The sequence below is a fragment of the Flavobacterium sp. GCM10022190 genome (assembly GCF_042656445.1).
GTDB classification, from domain to species: domain Bacteria; phylum Bacteroidota; class Bacteroidia; order Flavobacteriales; family Flavobacteriaceae; genus Flavobacterium; species Flavobacterium nitratireducens.
This window is the reverse complement of record NZ_JBHSOQ010000001.1, coordinates 359,491-381,207: the sequence shown is the minus strand read 5'-3', so window position 1 is coordinate 381,207 and position 21,717 is coordinate 359,491. Positions and strand designations below refer to the sequence as shown.

Annotated in this window: 25 protein-coding genes and 1 tRNA gene; 7 read left to right on the top strand and 19 right to left on the bottom strand. The window is 33.5% G+C overall.

Features of this window, described 5'->3' with window-relative positions:
- Entirely contained in the window at positions 1-483 is a 483-nt protein-coding gene (locus ACFPTQ_RS01725; RefSeq protein WP_379773074.1) for a hypothetical protein, read from the top strand.
- 57 nt (positions 484-540) lie between these two features.
- Here ACFPTQ_RS01725 and ACFPTQ_RS01720 read toward each other — a convergent pair.
- Positions 541-614, bottom strand: a tRNA-Ala gene (locus ACFPTQ_RS01720).
- Between the two features lie 301 nt (positions 615-915).
- Between ACFPTQ_RS01720 and ACFPTQ_RS01715 the strand changes: the two genes are divergently transcribed.
- From ACFPTQ_RS01715 to ACFPTQ_RS01705, 3 genes are all read left to right on the top strand, one after another.
- The gene (locus tag ACFPTQ_RS01715) at positions 916-1,683 is read left to right on the top strand and encodes an enoyl-CoA hydratase/isomerase family protein (protein WP_379773071.1); all 768 of its coding nucleotides are present in this window, start codon (positions 916-918) and stop codon (positions 1,681-1,683) included.
- A 48-nt stretch (positions 1,684-1,731) separates the two neighbouring features.
- Positions 1,732-2,184, top strand: a complete 453-nt coding sequence (locus ACFPTQ_RS01710) for a 6-pyruvoyl trahydropterin synthase family protein (protein WP_379773068.1) — start codon at positions 1,732-1,734, stop codon at positions 2,182-2,184.
- An 87-nt stretch (positions 2,185-2,271) separates the two neighbouring features.
- Positions 2,272-3,015 carry a UDP-2,3-diacylglucosamine diphosphatase gene (locus tag ACFPTQ_RS01705; protein WP_379773066.1) on the top strand — a complete coding sequence of 248 codons (744 nt, stop codon included), beginning with the start codon at positions 2,272-2,274 and terminating at the stop codon, positions 3,013-3,015.
- On the opposite strand, the gene ACFPTQ_RS01700 is transcribed toward ACFPTQ_RS01705, so the two are convergent.
- From ACFPTQ_RS01700 to ACFPTQ_RS01670, 7 genes are all read right to left on the bottom strand, one after another.
- Positions 3,012-3,368, bottom strand: a complete 357-nt coding sequence (locus ACFPTQ_RS01700; RefSeq protein WP_379773064.1) for a hypothetical protein — start codon at positions 3,366-3,368, stop codon at positions 3,012-3,014. The genes ACFPTQ_RS01705 and ACFPTQ_RS01700 overlap by 4 nt on opposite strands.
- An 89-nt stretch (positions 3,369-3,457) precedes the next feature.
- Positions 3,458-4,501, bottom strand: coding sequence for a glycosyltransferase family 9 protein (locus ACFPTQ_RS01695; RefSeq protein WP_379773061.1), 1,044 nt, complete (start codon positions 4,499-4,501; stop codon positions 3,458-3,460).
- A 159-nt stretch (positions 4,502-4,660) separates the two neighbouring features.
- The gene (locus ACFPTQ_RS01690; protein ID WP_379773058.1) at positions 4,661-5,941 is read right to left on the bottom strand and encodes an MFS transporter; all 1,281 of its coding nucleotides are present in this window, start codon (positions 5,939-5,941) and stop codon (positions 4,661-4,663) included.
- Positions 5,941-7,629 (bottom strand): single-stranded-DNA-specific exonuclease RecJ, encoded by a 1,689-nt coding sequence (gene recJ / locus ACFPTQ_RS01685; RefSeq protein ID WP_379773055.1) that lies wholly within the window; start codon positions 7,627-7,629, stop codon positions 5,941-5,943. Before recJ ends, ACFPTQ_RS01690 begins: the two co-directional genes overlap by 1 nt.
- Before the next feature lie 84 nt (positions 7,630-7,713).
- Positions 7,714-8,058 (bottom strand): HopJ type III effector protein, encoded by a 345-nt coding sequence (locus ACFPTQ_RS01680; RefSeq protein WP_379773052.1) that lies wholly within the window; start codon positions 8,056-8,058, stop codon positions 7,714-7,716.
- 99 nt (positions 8,059-8,157) lie between these two features.
- Positions 8,158-8,874, bottom strand: a complete 717-nt coding sequence (rsmI, locus tag ACFPTQ_RS01675) for a 16S rRNA (cytidine(1402)-2'-O)-methyltransferase (RefSeq protein ID WP_379773049.1) — start codon at positions 8,872-8,874, stop codon at positions 8,158-8,160.
- A 23-nt stretch (positions 8,875-8,897) separates the two neighbouring features.
- Complete coding sequence (locus ACFPTQ_RS01670; RefSeq protein ID WP_379773047.1) at positions 8,898-9,935, bottom strand: hypothetical protein; 1,038 nt, start codon at positions 9,933-9,935, stop codon at positions 8,898-8,900.
- 205 nt (positions 9,936-10,140) lie between these two features.
- Here ACFPTQ_RS01670 and ACFPTQ_RS01665 point away from each other — a divergent pair, with 205 nt between their 5' ends.
- Complete coding sequence (locus ACFPTQ_RS01665) at positions 10,141-10,731, top strand: thymidine kinase (RefSeq protein WP_278034659.1); 591 nt, start codon at positions 10,141-10,143, stop codon at positions 10,729-10,731.
- A gap of 115 nt (positions 10,732-10,846) precedes the next feature.
- Positions 10,847-11,257 carry a YMGG-like glycine zipper-containing protein gene (locus ACFPTQ_RS01660; protein ID WP_379773044.1) on the top strand — a complete coding sequence of 137 codons (411 nt, stop codon included), beginning with the start codon at positions 10,847-10,849 and terminating at the stop codon, positions 11,255-11,257.
- Positions 11,258-11,500: 243 nt separating this feature from the next.
- Here the strand turns inward: ACFPTQ_RS01660 and ACFPTQ_RS01655 are convergent, their stop codons facing one another.
- The 8 genes from ACFPTQ_RS01655 to asnS all read right to left on the bottom strand — a co-directional run bounded on the left by ACFPTQ_RS01655 (position 11,501) and on the right by asnS (position 19,248).
- Complete coding sequence (locus ACFPTQ_RS01655) at positions 11,501-12,427, bottom strand: hypothetical protein (RefSeq protein WP_379773042.1); 927 nt, start codon at positions 12,425-12,427, stop codon at positions 11,501-11,503.
- A gap of 4 nt (positions 12,428-12,431) precedes the next feature.
- On the bottom strand, positions 12,432-12,782 hold the full coding sequence (locus ACFPTQ_RS01650) for a hypothetical protein (RefSeq protein ID WP_379773040.1): 351 nt from the start codon (positions 12,780-12,782) through the stop codon (positions 12,432-12,434).
- A 2-nt stretch (positions 12,783-12,784) separates the two neighbouring features.
- The gene (locus ACFPTQ_RS01645; RefSeq protein ID WP_379773037.1) at positions 12,785-13,177 is read right to left on the bottom strand and encodes a hypothetical protein; all 393 of its coding nucleotides are present in this window, start codon (positions 13,175-13,177) and stop codon (positions 12,785-12,787) included.
- Positions 13,178-13,380: 203 nt separating this feature from the next.
- Positions 13,381-13,992 (bottom strand): response regulator, encoded by a 612-nt coding sequence (locus ACFPTQ_RS01640; RefSeq protein ID WP_379773034.1) that lies wholly within the window; start codon positions 13,990-13,992, stop codon positions 13,381-13,383.
- Positions 13,989-15,314: a sensor histidine kinase gene (locus ACFPTQ_RS01635; protein ID WP_379773032.1), complete on the bottom strand. Its 1,326-nt coding sequence runs from the start codon at positions 15,312-15,314 to the stop codon at positions 13,989-13,991. Before ACFPTQ_RS01635 ends, ACFPTQ_RS01640 begins: the two co-directional genes overlap by 4 nt.
- Positions 15,315-15,748: 434 nt before the next feature.
- The gene (locus tag ACFPTQ_RS01630) at positions 15,749-16,180 is read right to left on the bottom strand and encodes a hypothetical protein (protein WP_379773030.1); all 432 of its coding nucleotides are present in this window, start codon (positions 16,178-16,180) and stop codon (positions 15,749-15,751) included.
- Between the two features lie 89 nt (positions 16,181-16,269).
- Complete coding sequence (rpoN, locus tag ACFPTQ_RS01625; protein ID WP_379773027.1) at positions 16,270-17,730, bottom strand: RNA polymerase factor sigma-54; 1,461 nt, start codon at positions 17,728-17,730, stop codon at positions 16,270-16,272.
- 84 nt (positions 17,731-17,814) lie between these two features.
- Positions 17,815-19,248 carry an asparagine--tRNA ligase gene (asnS, locus tag ACFPTQ_RS01620; RefSeq protein WP_379773025.1) on the bottom strand — a complete coding sequence of 478 codons (1,434 nt, stop codon included), beginning with the start codon at positions 19,246-19,248 and terminating at the stop codon, positions 17,815-17,817.
- Positions 19,249-19,559: 311 nt separating this feature from the next.
- Here asnS and ACFPTQ_RS01615 point away from each other — a divergent pair, with 311 nt between their 5' ends.
- Positions 19,560-19,682 (top strand): hypothetical protein, encoded by a 123-nt coding sequence (locus tag ACFPTQ_RS01615; RefSeq protein ID WP_379773022.1) that lies wholly within the window; start codon positions 19,560-19,562, stop codon positions 19,680-19,682.
- Positions 19,683-19,944: 262 nt separating this feature from the next.
- Here ACFPTQ_RS01615 and ACFPTQ_RS01610 read toward each other — a convergent pair whose 3' ends face one another.
- The 3 genes from ACFPTQ_RS01610 to ACFPTQ_RS01600 form a co-directional block, all read right to left on the bottom strand.
- Complete coding sequence (locus ACFPTQ_RS01610; protein ID WP_379773020.1) at positions 19,945-20,205, bottom strand: hypothetical protein; 261 nt, start codon at positions 20,203-20,205, stop codon at positions 19,945-19,947.
- A gap of 179 nt (positions 20,206-20,384) precedes the next feature.
- Entirely contained in the window at positions 20,385-20,993 is a 609-nt protein-coding gene (locus ACFPTQ_RS01605) for an outer membrane beta-barrel protein (RefSeq protein ID WP_379773018.1), read from the bottom strand.
- A 190-nt stretch (positions 20,994-21,183) separates the two neighbouring features.
- Positions 21,184-21,633, bottom strand: coding sequence for a DMP19 family protein (locus tag ACFPTQ_RS01600; RefSeq protein WP_379773016.1), 450 nt, complete (start codon positions 21,631-21,633; stop codon positions 21,184-21,186).
- Positions 21,634-21,717 lie beyond the last annotated feature (84 nt).

Sequence of the window (21,717 nt, the reverse complement as noted above, 5' to 3'; positions counted from 1 at the left end):
ATGAAAATTCCAGCTGTATTTTATTTATTGTTTGTAGGTACCCTTTTTGTGAGTTGTAAAAATAGCGAGGAGAAAAAAGAGGCCAATGAAGCTAAAGACAAGGTAGCGGAAATCCTTAGTTCTACTTGCTATAAGGCTATTTATGAAAATGATACTGTCGATTTAAAAGTTAATACACTTAAGGATGGTAAAGTATCCGGGGATTTAGTAATGAAAATGTTTGCCAATCCTAAAAAAATAGGGGAAATTTATGGTGAATATCATGGTGATACCTTATTAGTTAGCTATACCTATATTGATGAAGGAAATGAAAAAGTGACCTATAAAAATCCAATGGCTTTCTTGAAAAAAGATAGTTTGTTAGTTTTAGGAAATGGTAAATTGGAAACCTCAATGGGAGCTACTTATTTTGTAAAAGGAGAACCTATTGATTATGAGAATGTAAAATATAAATTTTCAACTGTGGATTGTGCTGGAAAGTAATTCCAAAAAAATATAAAAGTAAAAGCCTGTAAATTTCATTTTTACAGGCTTTTTTTGTGGAGAATACCGGATTCGAACCGGTCGCCTCTACGCTGCCAGCGTAGCGCTCTAGCCAAATGAGCTAATCCCCCAATTGTTTTGTATGGTCGTCTTCCCGATTACTATCGGGACGCCTAGCCAAATGAGCTAATCCCCCAATTGTTTTGTAAGGTCGTCTTCCCGATTACTATCGGGACGCCTAGTCAAATGAGCTAAACCCCCAATTGTTTTGTATGGTCGTCTTCCCGATTACTATCGGGACGCCTAGCCAAATAAGCTAATCCCCCAAAGCATCGCAAATATAGTATTTTCTATGAATCAAAAAACAACTTTTGAAAAAACTATGCTTTCCGTTGAATATTTTTAACTTTACCTAAACTATTCATAATTCTTATGCAAGATACAAAAGGCTCATTAACTACAGTATTAGAAAATAAAATTGCTACAGTCGAATTTGGACATCCGGCAAGTAATTCTTTTCCACGTTCCTTGTTGGATAAACTGACAGCTGAAATTACTGCTTTAAGTTCCAATGATGAGGTAGTTGTAATTGTTATAAAGAGTTCAGGGACTGGCGCTTTTTGTGCCGGCGCTTCTTTTGATGAATTGTTAGCGGTTTCAAATGCTGAGGAAGGATTGAATTTTTTCTCAGGTTTTTCACATTTAATTAATGCCATGCGTACTTGTTCGAAGTTAATTATCGGGCGTATTCATGGGAAAGCCGTTGGCGGAGGAGTAGGAATTGCATCGGCTTGTGATTATGTTTTTGCAACTGAAAATGCAGCTATTAAATTATCGGAACTGGCAATCGGGATTGGTCCTTTTGTGATTGAACCTGCTGTATCCAGAAAAATAGGTACAACAGCTATGACCGAAATGACCTTAAATCCCCTGGAATGGAAATCGGCAACTTGGGCACAACAAAAAGGATTGTATGCCGAAGTTTTTGAAACAATTGAACTTTTAGATCATTCGGTTGCTCAATTCAGTACCAAATTAGCTTCCTACAATCCTCAGGCTTTACAGGAAATGAAAAAAGTGATTTGGGAAGGAACAGAAGATTGGGAAACGCTTTTATTGGAAAGAGCTGCTATTTCAGGACAATTGGTCTTGTCTGATTTTACTAAAAGTGCTTTGGAGCAGTTTAAAAAAGCGAAATAGCTATTTCTCGTAGCAATTCCTTAAATTTGCAGTCAAAATTTATCCACGATGAGTAAAATCAGAATCACAAAACAATTTAGTTTCGAAACCGGTCACGCCTTATATGGCTATGATGGAAAATGTAAAAATGTACATGGTCATAGTTATAAATTGTCGGTAACGGTTATCGGGAAACCAATTACCAATCGCAATGATGTGAAATATGGGATGGTTATTGATTTTGGTGATTTAAAGAAAATCGTGAAAGAAGAAGTAGTAGATCAGTTTGATCATGCAACTGTTTTTAATGAAACTACTCCTCATATTGAATTGGCTGCAGAATTAAAAAATCGTGGGCATCACGTGATTTTGGTTGATTATCAACCTACTTCCGAAAATATGGTTATTGATTTTGCTCAAAGAATTATCAGTAGATTGCCTGATGGAATCGAATTGTTTTCATTAAAACTGCAAGAAACTGATACTTCATTTGCAGAATGGTTTGCAAGTGATAATCTTTAACTAAGTTGTACGTTAAGAGTTAGAAGTTAAGGGGGCGTATTTGACCAATAACTCATAACTCATAACTCATAACCCATAACTCAAAGAATGAAAAAAATATATTTTGCTTCCGACCAACATTTTGGTGCTCCTACTGCCGAATTGAGTTTTCCTAGAGAACAAAAATTTGTTGCTTGGCTGGATGAGGTAAAAAAAGATGCAGAAGCTATTTTTCTTTTAGGAGATTTATTTGACTTTTGGTTCGAATATAAAACCGTTGTTCCTAAAGGTTTTGTTCGAATTTTAGGCAAATTGGCTGAAATTCGCGACAGCGGAATTCCAATATATTTCTTCGTTGGTAACCATGATTTGTGGATGGAAGATTATTTCGAAAAAGAATTGAACATTCCGGTATATCATGATAATCGCGAATTTACTTTTAATGGAAAAACATTTTTAATAGGTCATGGCGACGGAAAAGGACCCGGAGATAAAGGCTATAAACGCATGAAAAAAGTGTTTACCAATCCTTTTTCTAAATGGCTTTTCAGATGGTTGCATCCAGATTTAGGAGTTCGTTTAGCTCAATATTTATCAGTAAAAAACAAATTGATATCTGGTGAATCAGATGTGAAATTTTTAGGAGAAGATAAGGAATGGTTGATTTTGTATTCTAAAAGAAAATTAGAAAGCAAGCATTATGATTATCTAATTTTTGGTCACCGTCATTTACCGATGATTCATCCTGTGGGTCCAAATTCTAATTATGTTAACTTAGGCGATTGGATTTCTTATTTTACCTACGGTGTTTTTGATGGTGAAACTTTCGAACTCAAAACATTTGAAAATTAATTTTGTCCTTCTCCGTAAAGGTATATTTCCATTTCTATTTTAAAAAGGGTTCCATTTACTAAATCTTTTATTTCTTTTAATTCATTCATGGAAACACTTAGATCTAAAGGATAAAGTGGTGTTTTTAATAAAAATTTGCAATTAGCATTCTTAAGCGCACAGTCTTTACAACAACTATTTTTAGCGATACTTTCGTCAATCAAATAGTTAAAATCTTTGAGTTCACTGAGGCTGAAAAATAAACCTATTTCTTTTAAGATAATTTGGATTCTGCCTGGAATGCTTCCTTCTTTTTTTTCCCAATAGAAAGCAATACCAATATTGTTCAGATAGATTTGATGTATTTGTTCCATAATTTCAAGAATAGGTAACAAATATAATTATTATTTTTAATCGTTCTAAATAAAAATAACATAAAATTGTTTAAAAAAAACAGCTTCTGTTAACTAAGCTGTTTTTTTACAATTTCAATTATTGCATCAAGATTCGTAACATTGGTATCAATGGCAATACTGTTGTTGCCGTAAGGCTCATATTTTTCTGGGATGGTTACTGAAAATAAACCTAAAACAGGAGTTTGAGATGCGCAAGCCAGATGCATTATTCCGCTATCGGCACCTATGAAAACTTCAGTGTTAGCGATAAATGCGGCAATTTCACGAACGTCTTTACTGTAAAAGGATGGTGCTTTAAAACCTATTTGAGATACATTTTCAACCGGTAATACTTCGACGATATTATAATCCGTGAAAGTGGTAAGCAATTTATCATACACTGGATTCCACCATTCAGGGGGATAGCATTTTGCACCAGTCGCAAATGTAAAAATAGCGATGGTTTTCTTGTTGTTTGGAACTATTGCATCCAATGTAGCTTTGGCATCCTGAAGCTCTTTATCACTAAGTTTAATGTTAATAGTTGGCACTTCTTTAGTTTGATTTACAAAACCAAGTTGCCCCAAATAATGGCGTAATTCATATACAGGATATTTAGCCATGTGATTGTAATCCGGATGGGATTTTATAATGGCTTCGTTTAATTCCCCAAACAATTTATAATTGGCGTTCGCAAATTGAGTTGATAAACGTCCAGACGAAGAACCTTTATCGATATTGATTACTAAGTCATATTTCTTTTGTTTGATTTTAAACCAAACTTTTATGTAATTGATAATATCGCTAAAAGGTTTTCTAGGTAAAACAATATAATTTTCTACCGAAGAATAGTTTTTAAAAACAATGGGACCTAAACCTCCTTTAATAAAAATATCAATTTTACAATCCGGAAAGGTATTGTTGATTTCCTGAACTAGAGGAGTGATAAGAAGTAAATTTCCAAGACGGTGATTAGGACGAGAAATTAAAATATTTTTAAAATCTACTTTGGAATGGGTATCAATAGTATTGAATTTTGTGCTTCCAATATTTTTGGTTAAAGTACGCGTAACTTTTCTTCTTACCTTGTTGATTTCTGTTTTAAAGCTCATTTGTTTTTTTATAAAGCGGTGAAATTACTATAAACACCAAATAGTTACATAAATATAAGGATTGCGATTCCTTTTTTTAACAAATCAATTTGTTTTTTTAAGAAAATTCTACTGAACAAGAAAGTGTTATAGGTTTATTTACAATGAGTTGGTAGGATGCTATTCTTTCTCATTTTCTTCAATATCTTTAGTTAAATCTAAATTTCTAAACGATTTTGAACCCAAGGCGGTGATTATGACAACTAGCAAAGTCATGCTTCCTCCAAAAACAACAGCGGTAACCGTTCCCATTATTTTGGCAGTAAGTCCACTTTCAAAAGCACCCAATTCATTAGAAGAACCTACAAACATGGAGTTTACCGCAGAAACTCTTCCACGCATATGATCTGGTGTTTTTAATTGTAAAATAGTTTGACGTATCACCACCGAAATTCCGTCAAAAACACCACTAAAAAATAAAGCAAAAAGCGAAATCCAAAAGTAAGTAGAAAGTCCAAATACGATAATGCAAACACCAAATCCGAAAATAGCTCCCAGTAATTTCAAACCAGCATTTTTACTTAAAGGGACATAAGCTGTGACAAGCATTGTTAGAAAAGCACCCACTGATGGAGCGGCTCTTAAAAAACCAAAACCTTCAGGTCCTACTTTCAATATATCTTGGGCAAAAACAGGTAATAAAGCAATGGCACCACCAAAAAGTACCGCAACCATATCCAATGTGATCGCACCTAAAACCGTTTTATTGTTAAAAACAAACTTGATTCCTTCACTTAAACTTTCCATTACGGCTTCTCCAATTTTAGGATTCAAAATTGGTTTTTCACTAATTTGAGTTAAGGCTAACAATCCTATCAAAGAACAGGCAAAAACCAAACACAAGGACCAGTGAACGCCTATTAAGGTAATCGAAAATCCTGCTACTGCTGGACCTACTACTGCTGCAATTTGCCAAACAGAACTACTCCAAGTAGCTGCATTGGGATATATTTTTTTAGGTACTATTAATGATAAAAGAGAGAAAATTGTAGGACCAAAAAAAGCTCTCACAAGTCCGCCTAAGAATACTAGAAAATAAATCAAATATAAAATAATCGTATTGGAAAAACCACTTACAACTGCTGGCCAAGTTAATAGGAACAATCCAAAACTTATAATTGAGAAACCAAAAATACATTTCATCAGTAGTCCTTTTTTCTCTTTTTGGTCTACAATATGTCCCGCAAAAAGGGCTAATGATACGGCAGGAATAACTTCCATAAGTCCAACAATTCCTAGCGAAAGAGCATCTTTTGTTAAACTATAAACCTGCCATTCGATAACAATAAATTGCATGGACCAGGCAAATACCAAAGCAAAACGCATGAATAAAAAGGTGTTGAATTCTTTGTAGCGCAAGGCTGCATAGGGATCTTTTTTATCTCTTTTTTTAGAAGTCATTATTGAATGCTTTTAAGTCGTAATTGTGTTGAAACTTTTCCATTCCATTCGTTTTCATCTATGCAATAGGCAATTTGAAATGGTTTTTGATGGGTCGTTAAATCAATTTTGTTTCCTAATCCAAAACCAATTGCAGCTATTCCCTCCGATTGGTTTTGTTTCACGAAAAGTTTCAAATGTTCTTCTTCTGAACCAATTTTTTTTCCATAACCTGTATCGATTACATTTTTTGTCAAAAATACAGGAGTCATATTCATTGGTCCAAAAGGTTCGAATTGTTTTAAGATTCGGCAAAGTTTAGGTGTGATGTCCGAAAAGTTGATTTCAGCATCAATTTCTACTTCAGGAATTAATTGGTCAGGATGAATGGTTTTTTGTACTTGTAATTCAAAAGCTTCTTTAAAAGCAGCATAATTTTCTTCTTTTATAGTCATTCCGGCTGCATACATGTGACCACCAAATTGTTCCAAATGCTCAGAACAGGCTTCCAAAGCATTATAGACATCAAATCCTTTCACCGAGCGAGCAGAAGCTGCGTATTTGTCGCCACTTTTGGTGAAAACTAGCGTAGGACGATAATAGGTTTCGATTAATCGAGAAGCCACAATTCCGATAACGCCTTTGTGCCAATCTTCTTGGTAAACAACCGTTGTATATCGGTTTTGTTCTTGGTTTCTTTCAATTTGATCAAAAGCTTCTTTGGTGATTTGTTTGTCCAAGTCTTTTCTATCAGCATTGTATTTTTCGATTTCGGAAGCAAATTGCTGTGCTTGCTCAAAATCAAATTCGCTGAGTAATTTTACAGCATGATTACCGTGTTTAATGCGTCCTGCGGCATTAATTCGAGGGGCAACAATAAAAACGACATCTGTGATGTCTAATGTTTGTTTTTTAACCTGATGAATTAAAGCTTTAATTCCAGGTCTTGGGCTATTATTAATAACTTGTAAACCAAAATAAGCTAAAACACGGTTTTCGCCAGTGATAGGTACAATGTCAGCTGCAATTGCTGTGGCAACCAAGTCAAGATATGGGACTAAATCTTCAATAGTTTGCTCTCTGTTACTACCCAATGCCTGAATGAGTTTGAATCCTACACCACAACCACATAATTCGTCATACGGATAGTGGCAATCTTCTCTTTTTGGATCGAGAATGGCTACGGCATCGGGTAATGTGTCTCCTGGTCGGTGGTGGTCGCAAATAATGAAATCAATGTTCCTTTCTTTGGCGTAAGCCACATGATCAATGGATTTGATACCGCAATCCAGCGCAATAATTAGCGTAAATTCATTATCTTCGGCAAAGTCTATTCCTTTGAAGGAAACTCCGTAACCTTCGTCATATCGATCAGGAATATAAGTAGCTACATTAGGATAAAAACTTCTTAAGTACGATGAAACTAATGAAACCGCTGTTGTGCCATCTACATCGTAATCGCCAAAAACCAGAATGCGTTCCTCTTTTTCGATGGCCTTTTCGATGCGGGCAATCGCCTTGTCCATATCTTTCATCAGATAAGGATCGTGTAAATGATCTAAGGAAGGGCGAAAAAAACGTTTGGCATCTTCAAAAGTTTCAATGCCGCGTTGTACTAACAATTGGGCAACAAAATCTTCAACGTTTAGAGCTTGAGCCAAATGTTTGATTTTATTTTCCGAAGGTTTGGGTTTTAGTGTCCAACGCATTTGATTTGTGATTTGTGATTAGTGATTAACGATTTAAGATTGATATCTGTAATCAAAAATCGTTAATCTGCAATCTTAAATAATTTATTTTTGTTCTAAAGCTGTACCTTCAAATTGGATTCCGCCCCAACCGTGAACCATAAAGTTTCTGATATTTTGGTGATTGGTTCCTTCAGGATCTCCCAATACTTCGTCGCGATAAAAGGCACCAAAACAAGCCAGAGTTTCATCTTGAGATAGGTTTTGTAATTGAGCAAAAGCAAATAATTTGCAAGAACCGGAGTTGGTTCCAGCAGCGTTATGTGTATTTCCGTTTTGGAAAGCTGTTGGAGTAAATTCGTAGTTCGCTTCGATTACTTCAATAGTTTCAGGGAAAGTAATTGTTTCTGGTGTTTGTTTTAATTTTTCTAAAAAAGTTTGGATATTCATGAGTTGTATATAATTTTTTTGTCAGTTCGATCGAAGTCGCGAACTCACTTAGCATCTCGACTTCGCTCGATGTGACAAAACGAGATTAAGTGATTAGTTCTATTCTTCGTCTTTTTGAAATTTATTTTTCTTGGCTTCTTTTACAATAGTTTTTCCAGCTACAACCACTACAATTTCACCACGTGGAGCTGTTTTTTCAAAGTGAGCCAATACTTCTTTGACTGTTCCTCTTCGGTTTTCTTCGTGTAGTTTAGAAAGTTCTCTGGAAACACATATTTGTCGGTCTTCGCCAAAATAAGTTACAAATTCGGCTAGTGTTTTTGCTAATTTATGTGGAGAAACATAGATAATCATCGTTCTGGTTTCTTCGGCTAGTTCTAAATAGCGGGTTTGACGTCCTTTTTTTTCAGGAAGAAAACCTTCGAAAACAAATTTGTCATTAGGCAAACCACTATTTACTAAAGCGGGTACAAAAGCCGTTGCTCCTGGAAGGCATTCTACAGCAATTCCGTTTTCTACACAGGCGCGGGTAAGCAGAAAACCAGGATCGGAAATTGCAGGTGTTCCCGCATCCGAAATCAAAGCGATGTTTTCGCCAGCCTTGAGTCGTGCAATAACGTTCTCTATGGTTTTGTGTTCATTATGCATGTGATGACTATGCATGTGCGTGCTTATCTCAAAATGTTTGAGGAGTTTTCCACTGGTACGCGTATCTTCGGCTAGAATCAAGTCGACTTCTTTTAGAATCCTTATGGCTCTAAAAGTCATGTCTTCGAGATTGCCTATGGGCGTGGGAACGATATATAATTTAGACATAAATCAGTTAGTGTTCAGTTGTTTTAAAGGAATTTTTTTTCAATAATTTCCATAAAACGTTCTTCGTACTCTTCTTTCCCTTCCCAATTGTTGTAATCTGGTTTCACCATATCATCAATAAAACTCTTGGTTTCGTAATAATTATCAAAAGTGATGATTTGGTTCATAACACGAATGTAATCTTCGTTGCTATTGCCAAAAAGATGTTTTACAAAAGCAATTCGGTCATTCAAATCGATTTCGATTCCTTTTGAAAATTTATCGTTCAAAGTAACCGTTTTTGCACTTGGTTTTTCTGCTGTCTCTACCGCTTTTTCAATAGGAGTTTCTTCTATTATCTCCGTTTTTTCTTCTTTAGTTTCAATAGGTTCAGCAGCTTCAAAAACAATTTCTTTAGTTACTTCTGCTGGAACATCATCTACTTTTACAAATTCCGGTTCACTATAGTCTAAACCTAATAAATCTTCAAATGAAATTTGTAGTGGTTCTGGTTTTTTAGTTTCTTCGATTTCGGGTGCTTCAGTTAGTTCAAAAGCTGCCTTAAAAGAAGGAACTTCAACTTCTTCCTCTTCTTCGGTTTCTTCCTCGATTACGACTTCCTCTTCATTGAATTCTATTTCATTTTCTTCGATTGCTTCTTCTTCATCCGAGATTAGATCTTCCTCTTCTTCCTCTGTTTCTTCAACTTCAGCTATTGTTTCCTCTGGGATGGTTTCTTCTACAGGGCTAACTATTTCGGTTTCTTTTTCTTCTACAATTGCCGCAACTGCTTCTTCGGTTTTTGTTTCTGGAAAAATATTGCTTTCCGTCATTTCGATTACAGTTTCTGCAGGCAAAGTTGCTTCTTTGTCGTAGAATTCTTCAATCTCTTTTTCTATTTCGCTGTAGTTTCCAATAGTAGGTTTTACTTCGCCGTAATTTTCTTCAATAAATTTTAAAACAGACAGCTTTTCATATAGTTTTTGGGTTTCCAAATACAATTGATTAACATCAGATTTATCTTTTAATTGTAAAATTCTGTGTGCGATGCTAATTAAGTCGGCTTCTAATTTTTTTTTCATAGTGGTTACGTATTTTGGCGAATGTCTTTTTGTTTATCAGGATTCAAAGGTTTTAAAGAACTGCTTTTAAATAAGTACTCATAAACCTTCGAATTGCTAAAAATTTTCTACTTTTGAGAAAGTGTAAAAGTATAAAATCTTAAACCGATTTTCTGTTTACAAAGTAATAAAAACTATTCATTTTTTAAGTTAGAAAAAGTATAAAATGTTTCTCGAAAATACAGTAAATCATAAAGAGCAGTTTGGATGGATTGAAGTTATTTGCGGTTCCATGTTTTCGGGTAAAACAGAAGAATTGATTCGCCGATTAAAGAGAGCTCAATTTGCCAAACAAAAAGTTGAAATTTTTAAACCAGAAGTAGATACTCGTTATCATCACGATATGGTAGTTTCCCATGATGCTAACGAAATTCGTTCTACACCTGTTCCAGCTGCTGCTAATATTGCGATTTTGGCACAAGGTTGTGATGTGGTTGGTATTGACGAAGCACAATTTTTTGATGACGAAATAGTAAGAGTTTGTAATGATTTAGCCAATCAAGGAATACGAGTAATTGTTGCTGGATTGGATATGGATTTTAAAGGGAATCCTTTTGGCCCTATGCCTGCATTGATGGCCACTGCCGAATATGTTACTAAGGTACATGCCGTTTGTACCCGAACAGGGAATTTAGCGCATTATAGTTTTAGAAAAACAGCCAATGATAAATTAGTTTTGTTAGGAGAAACGGAAGAATACGAACCCCTGAGTCGTGCTGCATACTTTGAAGCTATTCAGAAAAATCAAGAAGAATAGCATCTTTTTTTTACCCAGATTATAATTCTATAATATTTTGATCAAATCCTGTAACGGTTCTGATGGGCTGTTGCACGTATCTTTGTATAGTATTAATTTTTAAATAGTATTAGTCATGAGATATTTGTACATAATGTTAGCGTCGTTAATGATTGTTTCTTGTAAAAAAACAGAAGCAGCAGGAGTAACTAAAGATAGTCAGGCAAGTATTGACTCTATGAAAGTAGAAATGGCCAAACAAAAAGCGATTGATTCAATGAAATTGGAAATGGCTAAACAAGAAGCAGTTGCGCCCCAAAAAGAGGTAGTGGTTGTTAATCAACAAGCACAGCCACAACAAGCGGCTCCAGCAGAGAGAAAGAAATGGAGTAGCACTGCAAAAGGGGCTGTTATTGGTGCTGGTGTGGGAGCTGCTACAGGAGCAATCATTAGTAAGAAAAAAGGAGAAGGAGCTATTATTGGTGGTTTAGCTGGTGCAGGTGTAGGTGCCGGTACCGGAGCTATTATTGATAGTAATAAAGAATAGTATTTGGTTTTTGTTTATGTTTAAAAGGCTGTTTTGAATTTTCAAAACAGCCTTTTTTATTAGTGCAATGAAACTTTAGCATTCAGGAATTAGTTCTTAAATTATACCATTTAGAATATGTAAATAGTCCAATTTTTGAAGTATAATTCCGTTGTATATTTTATTTAGTACAATTTTTATTGGACTAATTTGAAATAACAAACGGTATTAATATAAATTTATTTCTTTAACCTGATATTGAAATTATGTGCTAGGTATTAGTTGTCCAATTCCTGCATTGATTCCACAGCCTATGCAAGCACCTAAATAGAATGCTGCAGTACAACCGCCAACGACTGCTAAAGCATCTTCAAGAATTCCAGCACCAATTAATTCACTAATAGTAACTTTTTTGCCATATTTTAATACAACTGAATAGATTGCATTAATTGTAGATACTGCTTTATCGGCTGAATCAAAAAGTGTAGAAGGGACAGGTAGTCCTAGTATAGACATACAAGAAGTAAAACTTTCACTAAAACTTGAGCTTATTGTTACATTTGAATTATTCGGACGATAAGAATCGGTATGTTGAATAATTGGTAAGTTAAGGGTTGTTTTTTCATTTATAGAAACAATTTCTATTTCCGTAAAATCAAAATCATATTCTGGTTTTAATTTACTATTTTCAATACCTGCGGCAATACTCGCTACTTCTTTTTTTATAATTTTTGGTTTTTTGAAGGCGATAATTGATTTGTTTACTTTTTCAAACCATTCTTGTGGATCAACACCAGGTATTGGCCAAGCTGTTGGATCTATTCCATTCGAAGCATTTCCCCAATAATGGTAGGCCATGTATTGAGTAAGTGTTCCATCGGCATTTAGTTGGAAATATTTTCTTTCAATTAATGGGCCGGCAATTTTGGTTAATAAACCTAATATTGATCCTAAAGCAACACTAATTCCTAAAGAAGCAGCAGCGCCACCAGCAGCAGCAGTAGCAAAAAAAGCTGTCAAACCATCTATAATCGTTCTGAAGTCTTTTAATTCTTCATCAGCAGCTGCTTTTGTAAAGTGTATAATTATAAAAGGTTCCGTATAAGTGCTTTGTCCATCAAGATAATTTACTTCATATGTTTGTGGAGCAGTCAATTCCATTGTTACTCCTTCTTTTAATGTAATTTTCATTTTATTAAATTTTAATTAAGCTAATTGTGTTTTTTTCAATGACAAGTTTTTTTAATCCATCTACTTCCGAAGATCCTTCAACCGCATCACCAGGATATTTATAGCTATTTTTAGAGTATCTTATTTTGTCACCTGTTTGCCATAAGAAAATTTTCCTGTTATTAGAAGAATATGTGATTTCAATTGTTTTGTTTTCAAAATCTTGCTGATTTTCAACCCATGGAATCCAAATAACTTCGCTGGAATTATCATATGGAGCTAAGGTTACATTATCTCCTCTAGGATCTTCTCTCTTAACAATATGAACAGTTTCGTCGGATTTATTTATAATTGATGTAATTGAAGTGATTCCCATAATTAATTTATTTTATCCATTCTTAGATTTCCGTTTTCTTTAATAGTAAGTTTATAATCTCCCCAGGAACTTTGAGTTCCAAAAGGTTTTAATCCACTTGAAGACCAATGACCTGTTTTGGAATAAAATGCACTGCCATTTTTATCATCCCACAGTAGAAGATTTGCTATTCCAGGAATTTCAATTAAAGTACATTTACCTTCATCATTAGGATTACTTGCCCAAGCTAACGGAAAATCAGCAGCTACATTAGTACATTTTGCTTCAATCGATAATGATTTGTTTGGGTATTCTCTAACCGTTATTTGAATGTCTGAATTTGTTAAATTGTCAATTATTTTGACGTATATTCCACCAAAACCATTGGTGTGAATTTCTTTTTTTTCTGTACTCATTTTAATTTGTTTTTTTGATTTATCCTACTCATTTGGCTTTTCGGTTTTGCCCCGTTTTTTTAATGGTTTCTGGACTCCATTGTTGCTGGAATTTAGAACAAGTTTGATATTGAATTTGACAACATTGTAAAATTGTTAAATTATAAAGCATAAAAAAATCCCCAATAGAGGGGATTTTTAGATTTTAGATTTTTTAACTGGATTTATAAGTCATATTTTTTTTCTAAGGCATAGCGTAATAATTCGCTTTTACCTTTAAGATTTAATTTTCGGACTATATTTTTCCGATGGGTATCAATAGTAGATTTGCTTACAAAAAGGCAATCGGCTATTTCTTGTGAAGATTTTCCCTGAGCAATGAGTTGTAAAATTTCATTTTCACGAGTACTCAGATAGATTTTGTTTTCCGTTCTTTGAGAAGGTTTAGGTAAAGATACTCCAAAGTATTCTTCTCCTGACATTACTTTATTAATAGCCTCTAGAATATCTTTAAGAGGAGCATTTTTCATCATATAACCAGATGCTCCTGCTTCTCTCATTTGATTAATTGCATCTTCACTATCAAACATGCTAAAAGCTATAATCTTTGTTTGAGGAAGTATTTTTTTTATAATTTTTGTTACTTGTATACCGTCACATTTAGGCATTCTGATATCGGTAATTACCACATTAGGTTTTTTTGCTAAAACAATATCAATTAAGGCTTCCCCATCATTGGCTTCTCCGGTTATTATTATCTCGTTTTGATTCTCTAAAAAAAGTCTGATGCCATCAATCATTGCCTGATGATCGTCTGCAATTGCTATTGTTGTCATGATTTTGGAATATCAAAAATTATTGTTGTTCCTTTTCCTATAAAGCTGTCTACAGAAAATGTACCACCCAAATAGTCTATTTTTTTGTCGATATTACTAAGTCCCATTCCTGCTGTTTTGTTAATTTTTTTATAATCAAATCCTTTTCCGTTGTCTTCTATTATAATGGTTAGACTATCTTCGTGCTGTGTCATTTCAATGTTGACAATTGTTGCATTAGCATGTTTTATAACATTGGCTAATAATTCCTGAATCATTCTAAAAATACTTATCTCTAATGTGTTTTCTAATCTTTCGTCTAACCCAAATGCATTGACGTTGATTTTTAATGTATTAGGGATACTCATTTTGGTAGCTATATTTTCTACTGCTAAGACTAACCCTTGATTTGCAATTACTCCTGCATTTTTTATATGTGCTATTGAACGCACTTTTAGATAGGCTTCTTCAAGTAAAATATCTGTTTTTTGAAACAATACATCTTTTTGAATCTTACTTTTTTGAGTATTTAGGTTTTGAAAATTAAGTTTAACCGTTGCTAATAGACTTCCCAAATTGTCATGTAAATCTTCTGCAAGTTTAATTCGCTCTTTTTCTTGACCAATTAACATTGCTTCAATACTTTCTAGTTCTTGATTTTTTAGTATTTTTTCAAGTTTTTGTTTTTGAATTTCCTGCTCTTGTAAAAGAATTTTTTCCTTACGTTTTCTGTTTTTGTACTTCAGATAAGAGATAAATCCACCTGAGAGTATAAGACCAATAAATAAGTATATCCAAACTTGTTTGCGATTGTTGTCTAGAATTAGATTTTGATTTTCTAGTTCTTTTTTTTCTGTTTCGTACTTAGTTTGAATATCTATGATTGCTGCCTTTTGTTTTTCAAGTTCTAGGCTGTCTCTATATTCATTTGATTTCTTTAATGCATTAAGCGCTTTTAAGTAATTTGATTTTTTTTGATATAATTGATATAGATAATTGTTGATATAAAATTTAGTTTCAAATTTTTCACTTGAAAGTTTAATATTATTTGCCTCTTCTAAAAGGTTTATAGCTGTGTTTAAATCATTTTTTTTTGAATATGAGGAGGACTGATTAACAAGGTTTAGACAAATATTTTCGGACTGTTTTTTTAATTTCAAATATTTTAAATCTTCTTTTAAATAATAAAGTGCCGAATCAGGCTTATAGAGAATTTCATTGTATATAACTGCTAAGTTGTTATTTATTAATGATTTTTGTTCTTGTAGGTCGTTTTGAATACAATTTTTTAAAGCCTCTTTAAATATTATGATACTTTGTTTCGCTTCTTTTTTATTAATCATTAAAGAAGCAATACTTATTAATCCATTAATTTTTGTTTTATTTGATTGTGTTTTTTGAAAATAGTTAAAACTTTCATCCAAATATATTTTGTGTTTATTTGTATTTGGGTTCAAAGATTGAATTAAGTAAGCAATTTTTGTGTTTATTTGGGCTACTTTTAAAAGACTATCTTGGGCTAAATATTTTTTTTTTGAAATAAATAATTCTTCTAAGGCTTGTTCTTTTTTTTCGCTATTAATTAGTTTTTTTGCTTTTATGAAATGATAATAGGCCCAATCAGCCTTTGAAAAATTTTCATTAGAAACAATTTTCAATTGCTTTAAAGCTAATTGAAAATTGTTTGATTTATCCAGCAATACTAATTCTTTATTGTATTGCGAATACATATAGTTTATTATGAAGAAAAAATATAATGTAAATTTTATTCTTGCCATTAATTAGGTTGACGAATTAATCCTGTTCCAATACCGATTGGTCTTTGATTGTTTAAATCTCTGGCTTCTTCGATGTGTTTTTTGATATTATTATAATATTCTTCAACTTCCTTTAAATTTATATTTATGTCGTGGACAATGACAACTAAAGCATCTTTTTTATTTAAATCAAAATGTTCCGAATCACCAAACGGATTGATTTTTGTCTTTTTTAAATCAAATTTATGGTGGTATTTTTCGAGAGTATCATTTATAGATTTTTTTTCATTTTTTCGTTTTATATAGATAAGAATTCCATTCTCACCTTTATTTGAAATATCATAATATTCAAAGAATTCGAATTTGTTATCGATATTTTCTGTAGGTAGTTCAACAAAATAATCTACTTTCCCTGATTTATCAAAAGTTCCATTTCCTTTGTAATTTTTCATAATGCTTTGTTTTAAAATTATTACAAATTTGAATGAAACTAATATAAAAAAAAATACCTATCAATAGGTATTTTATTGGTAGGTATTTTTTAAATCTTTTTCCGCATCCTAGCCACCGGAATATCGAGTTGTTCACGGTATTTGGCAATTGTTCTTCGGGCAATTGGGTAACCTTTGTCTTTTAGAATCTCGGCTAATTGATCGTCAGGAAGTGGTTTTTTCTTGTCTTCTTCTTCAATAACATTTTGAAGTATTTTTTTAATTTCAAGAGTTGAAACATCTTCTCCCTGATCATTTTTCATCGCTTCCGAGAAAAATTCCTTAATCAGTTTGGTGCCATAAGGTGTTTCCACATATTTACTGTTGGCCACTCGGGAAACAGTAGAAATATCCAGACCTACAATATCGGCAATATCTTTTAGGATCATCGGTTTTAACTTGGTTTCGTCACCGTCTAAGAAATATTCTTCCTGATAATGCATAATGGCATTCATGGTTACAAAAAGGGTTTCCTGACGTTGTTTGATGGCGTCAATAAACCATTTGGCGGAATCCAGTTTTTGTTTGATAAACTGAACTGCCTCTTTTTGAGCTCCCGATTTGTCCCTAGAGTCTTTATAGGTTTGCAACATTTCTTGATAATCTTTAGAAACGTGTAGGGAAGGAGCGTTGCGTCCATTCAAAGTCAATTCGAGTTCATTATCAATGATTCGAATGGCAAAATCAGGGACTACATTTTCGGTGATTTTGTTGTTCCCTGTAAAACTTCCTCCTGGTTTTGGGTTCAGTTTTTCAATTTCGTAAACTGCTTTTTTAAGCTGTTCGTTAGAAACATTGTATTTCTGAATCAATTTGTCGTAATGTTTTTTAGTAAAAGCATCAAATTGATTTTCGATAATATCGGCAGCTAAATCAACCGAATCCGTTGGTGTTTTGTGTTTGAGTTGTAACAAAAGGCATTCTTGCAAATCACGAGCTCCTACACCTGATGGTTCTAATTGGTGGATAACCTGCAACATGCGTTCAACCATGTATTCATCTGTATAAATACCTTGGGTGAAAGCCATGTCATCAACAATGTCTGGAATACTTCGGCGGATGTAACCCATATCGTCAATGCTTCCCACTAAGAATTCGGCAATCTCTCTTTCGTGATCTTCCAGAATAAAAGTGTTCAGTTGATTGATTAAATCCTGATGAAAACTGATAGGAGCCGCTAAGGGTGATTCGCGATTTTCATCGTCATCACTGTAATTATTGGCTTGGGTTTTATAATCAGGAGTATCATCATCACTTAGGTATTCGTCAATGTTGATGTCATCTGCATCAATGCTTTCTGAATCCTCATAATCATCGTAATCGTCATTTTCAAATTCGTCTTTTTCGTAATCATCCTCTTCTTTTCCGGATTCGAGAGCCGGGTTTTCGTTCATTTCTTCTAAAAGACGTTGTTCAAAAGCTTGCGTAGGCAATTGAATTAACTTCATCAGCTGTATTTGCTGTGGAGATAATTTTTGAGATAATTTTAAATTTAAAAATTGCTTTAGCATCTATTTTCAGTTATGAGTTATGGGTTATGAGTTGTAAGTTGAAGTGTGACGCTTAACTTCTAACATTTAACATATAACTTTTTTTTAAAATTCCGCATTCATTGGTGTTCTTGGAAACGGAATCACATCGCGAATATTGCTCATTCCTGTTACAAAAAGAACTAATCTTTCAAATCCTAGTCCGAAACCAGAGTGAACCGCGCTTCCAAATTTTCTAGTGTCTAAATACCACCATAATTCTTCTTCACTAATTCCTAAGGCTTTCATTTTTTCGATTAAAACATCATAACGTTCTTCTCTTTGTGAACCACCTACAATTTCACCAATTCCAGGGAACAAAATATCCATAGCGCGAACCGTTTTTCCGTCTTCGTTCAAACGCATGTAAAAAGCTTTAATGTTAGCCGGATAATCAAATAAGATTACCGGACATTTAAAGTGTTTTTCTACCAGATAACGCTCGTGTTCCGATTGCAAATCAGCGCCCCATTCGTTAATGATGTATTGGAATTTTTTCTTCTTGTTTGGCGTCGAATCTCTCAAAATATCAATCGCTTCCGAATATGAAACACGTTTGAATTTATTGTCTAGAACAAAATTTAATTTTTCAAGCAACGACATTTCGCTTCTCTCTGCCTGAGGTTTTGATTTTTCTTCTTCTAACAAACGACTTTCTAAGAATTTCAAATCATCTGAACATTTTTCCATGGTGTATTGAATCACATATTGGATAAAATCCTCGGCCAAATCCATGTTGTCGTCCAAATCATTGAAGGCTACTTCTGGTTCAATCATCCAAAATTCGGCCAAGTGACGCGAAGTATTGGAATTTTCGGCTCTAAACGTTGGACCAAAAGTATAAATTTGTCCCAAAGCCATCGCAAAAGTTTCCCCTTCCAGCTGACCTGAAACCGTTAGATTCGTATGTTTTCCAAAGAAATCTTTTTTGTAATCAATGTTTCCTTCTTCGTTTTTTGGCAAATTGTCCAATGGCAACGAAGTCACCTGAAACATCTCTCCAGCTCCTTCAGCATCGGCACCGGTGATAATTGGCGTGTTCACATACACAAAACCTTTTTGCTGAAAATAGCTGTGCACCGCAAATGACAATACCGAACGCACTCTCATAATCGCCCCAAAAGCATTCGTTCTAACACGCAAATGTGCATTTTCACGTAAAAATTCCAAAGAATGTTTTTTAGGTTGCATTGGGAATTTCTCAGGGTCTGAATCTCCTAAGATTTCCAGTTTAGCCACTTGAATTTCTACCTTCTGACCTGCCCCTTTACTTTCAACCAAAGTACCCGTTACCGATACCGCCGCACCCGTAGTAATTCTTTTTAAAATATCTTCTGGTGTATTTTCAAAATCTACCACACATTGGATGTTATTGATAGTCGAACCATCATTCAAAGCAATAAACTGATTGTTTCTAAAAGTCCTTACCCATCCTTTTGCATTTACCTCCTGTAGTGTTACTGCGCTATTCAATAAGTCTTTAACTTTTGTATGCTTCATTTATCTATAAATATCGATTAGAATTCATCCTGTTTTACACAGACAAATATAATTCATTTTTTCAAAGCAGTAAACTCGATTCAATTCTTATTAGGAGCATCATCCCGTTATCCGCTCTATCTTGTGGGGCAAAAGCCAAGCCCCACAAGGATGCCGCTACTACCGGGGCTAGAAATGTGTGAACGAAATATATGTCGTCCCTACAGGACTATAAATATACCGCTCCTACGGAGCTATTGATTCGTGTTCTATTATTTTCCCCGAAATAAATTTCGGGGCTACAAAATGTGTCGTTCCTATGGAACTTTTCTATGAAAATCTGGTATAGAAATTCAATTCATTTTAGGAAAGTCTATCTAAGAGCCTTAGGCTCGGCATATTTTGTAGGGATGGATTTTAATCCATCCGAAATAGGTGTAGAATATAGTATTTAAGCTAGTTAAGTTTGAATTAGCCGCGTTGCAAACGCTATGTTTTTTCTTTTAATTTTGGTAGGTACTCGATGCAATCGAGCAGCAGTTTGGGGATGTTTAAATAAATATTTTTTTAAAGTCCAGTAGCCACAATTTTGTCATTTCGACGAAGGAGAAATCTCATCAAGAAATTCGATTATGTGTTTTCTTTTACTAAACTTTGTAGGATTAGAAATCCGTGCTATCGTGTTTCATTTTGTATGACCGGGTAATTGTTATTTATTTAAAATCTACAAGCTAAAACGTGGTTTGTTATAATGTCAACATATTCTGCTCTCCAATAATGTGGGTCGTTAATATCTCTATATTCAACATTTTCAAATGAATATTTTCTTTTAAAAGGTTTTTTCAGAAAAACAATTATAGTTTTATCATCTGGCCATCCTTTTGATGTTTCTATAATTTCATTTCCAAGTTCAATCTCTTGATTTAGAATTTTTGTCAAAATCAAGTTGAAATTATTTATGTGGTCTTGGGATACCATAAAATTATTATTAAAATTTTGAATCAAATCTTTGTGGGCACGGATTAGAAATCCGCGCTATCTGGTTTTCAATCCATCCGAAGTAGGTACGGAATATAGTATTTAAGCTAGTCAAGTTTGGATTAGCCGCGTTGCAAACGCTACGATTTTTTAAATTAAATTGGAGTCAGTTCGAGACATTATTGTTTTGAAATCAATGTGCTTATATCGAATAGTAAATTCAAATAAAAGCCATAATTTTTAGCTGTGTTATTTTCACTAGCCAAAGTATTCGTTAAATTTCGATCTGCTAAAACTTCGATGCTTAAAGATTTAGAAAAATTAACTCCCATGCCAAGAAGAACCCCAATATTTGATTTTTTATAAAAGTCTTCAAGAAGTTCTTGATCTGTACGAGCGGTTTTATCTATAATTGAAGTCAATCTAAATCCTCCTGTTACATAATATCCTTTGTTGTATTCTTTATTTACATCAAATTTTGTCAATAAGTGTGCTTGAAATGTTTTTAATCTTACTCTTTCAAAAAGCCTTCCAGCATTAGGCGTATCGTAACTAGCAACTTCGTTTGTAGTATTGTAGATACCGTATAGTTTTAACCCGAGGTTATCGTTCATAACATATTCTCCAAATAACCCTAAATTGATATCACTATTTGCTGCTCCTCCACTTATTGGACCATCAATTTCTATATCGTAGTAATTTCCGCCAATTAACAATCCGTAATTAAAGTCTTGGGAAAATCCTTTAAGACTTAAGAGAAAAATAATAGTTACAAAGAAGTTTTTCATTTAAAAAAATAATTAATGTCAAAGTTCAAATTAAGACTAATGTCTAGCTAACTTAAGGAGTTCAATTCTTAGGGAAGCTTTTCAAATATATAAAAAAACTTTGTCAAACAGAATTTTCTTACTTCTAATATTGATAATAATGTTCTTCATTTTTCTATTATGAGATATATTGAATGGTAGGATTTTTTATTTAATCCACAATAAATTTTTCATAATTCTTCCTGATGTATTTGACTTGTAGTCTTTCTAAACCATCTAAATCATAAAATTCATCATCTAATGCGTTAAATTCAGGGTTACGTTTGTCTTTAAATTTCAAATCTTGATTTTTATAGATTTCTATGGCTTTTTGTGTCAAATTAGCAAATTCAGTTGCGCCAATTCTTTTAAGTCCAGCCAAAGCAATTTGTCCATATTCAGGTCCATTATTTAAAAAGAATTGGTCATATCCACCATTTTGTACTTCTCCTTTCAAAATCCACATTGCTTGAAATTCTGCCATTGCAGGATCAGCTATTTCTAAACTTTGTCCAAAAGTTCCAAGTTCTAATTCAGCAGACTTTTCATAAATCAAATCGACAAGTTTTTCGTCCGTTGAGTTTTGTAAATCGGTCAATGTGTATTTAACTTTTCTTATCATTTTTTATTGGATTTTTTGTGAATAGCTAATTAATTGAGCAGGTTGTTCTAGTTAAATAAAGTAATTGGTTTTATTTAAATTACT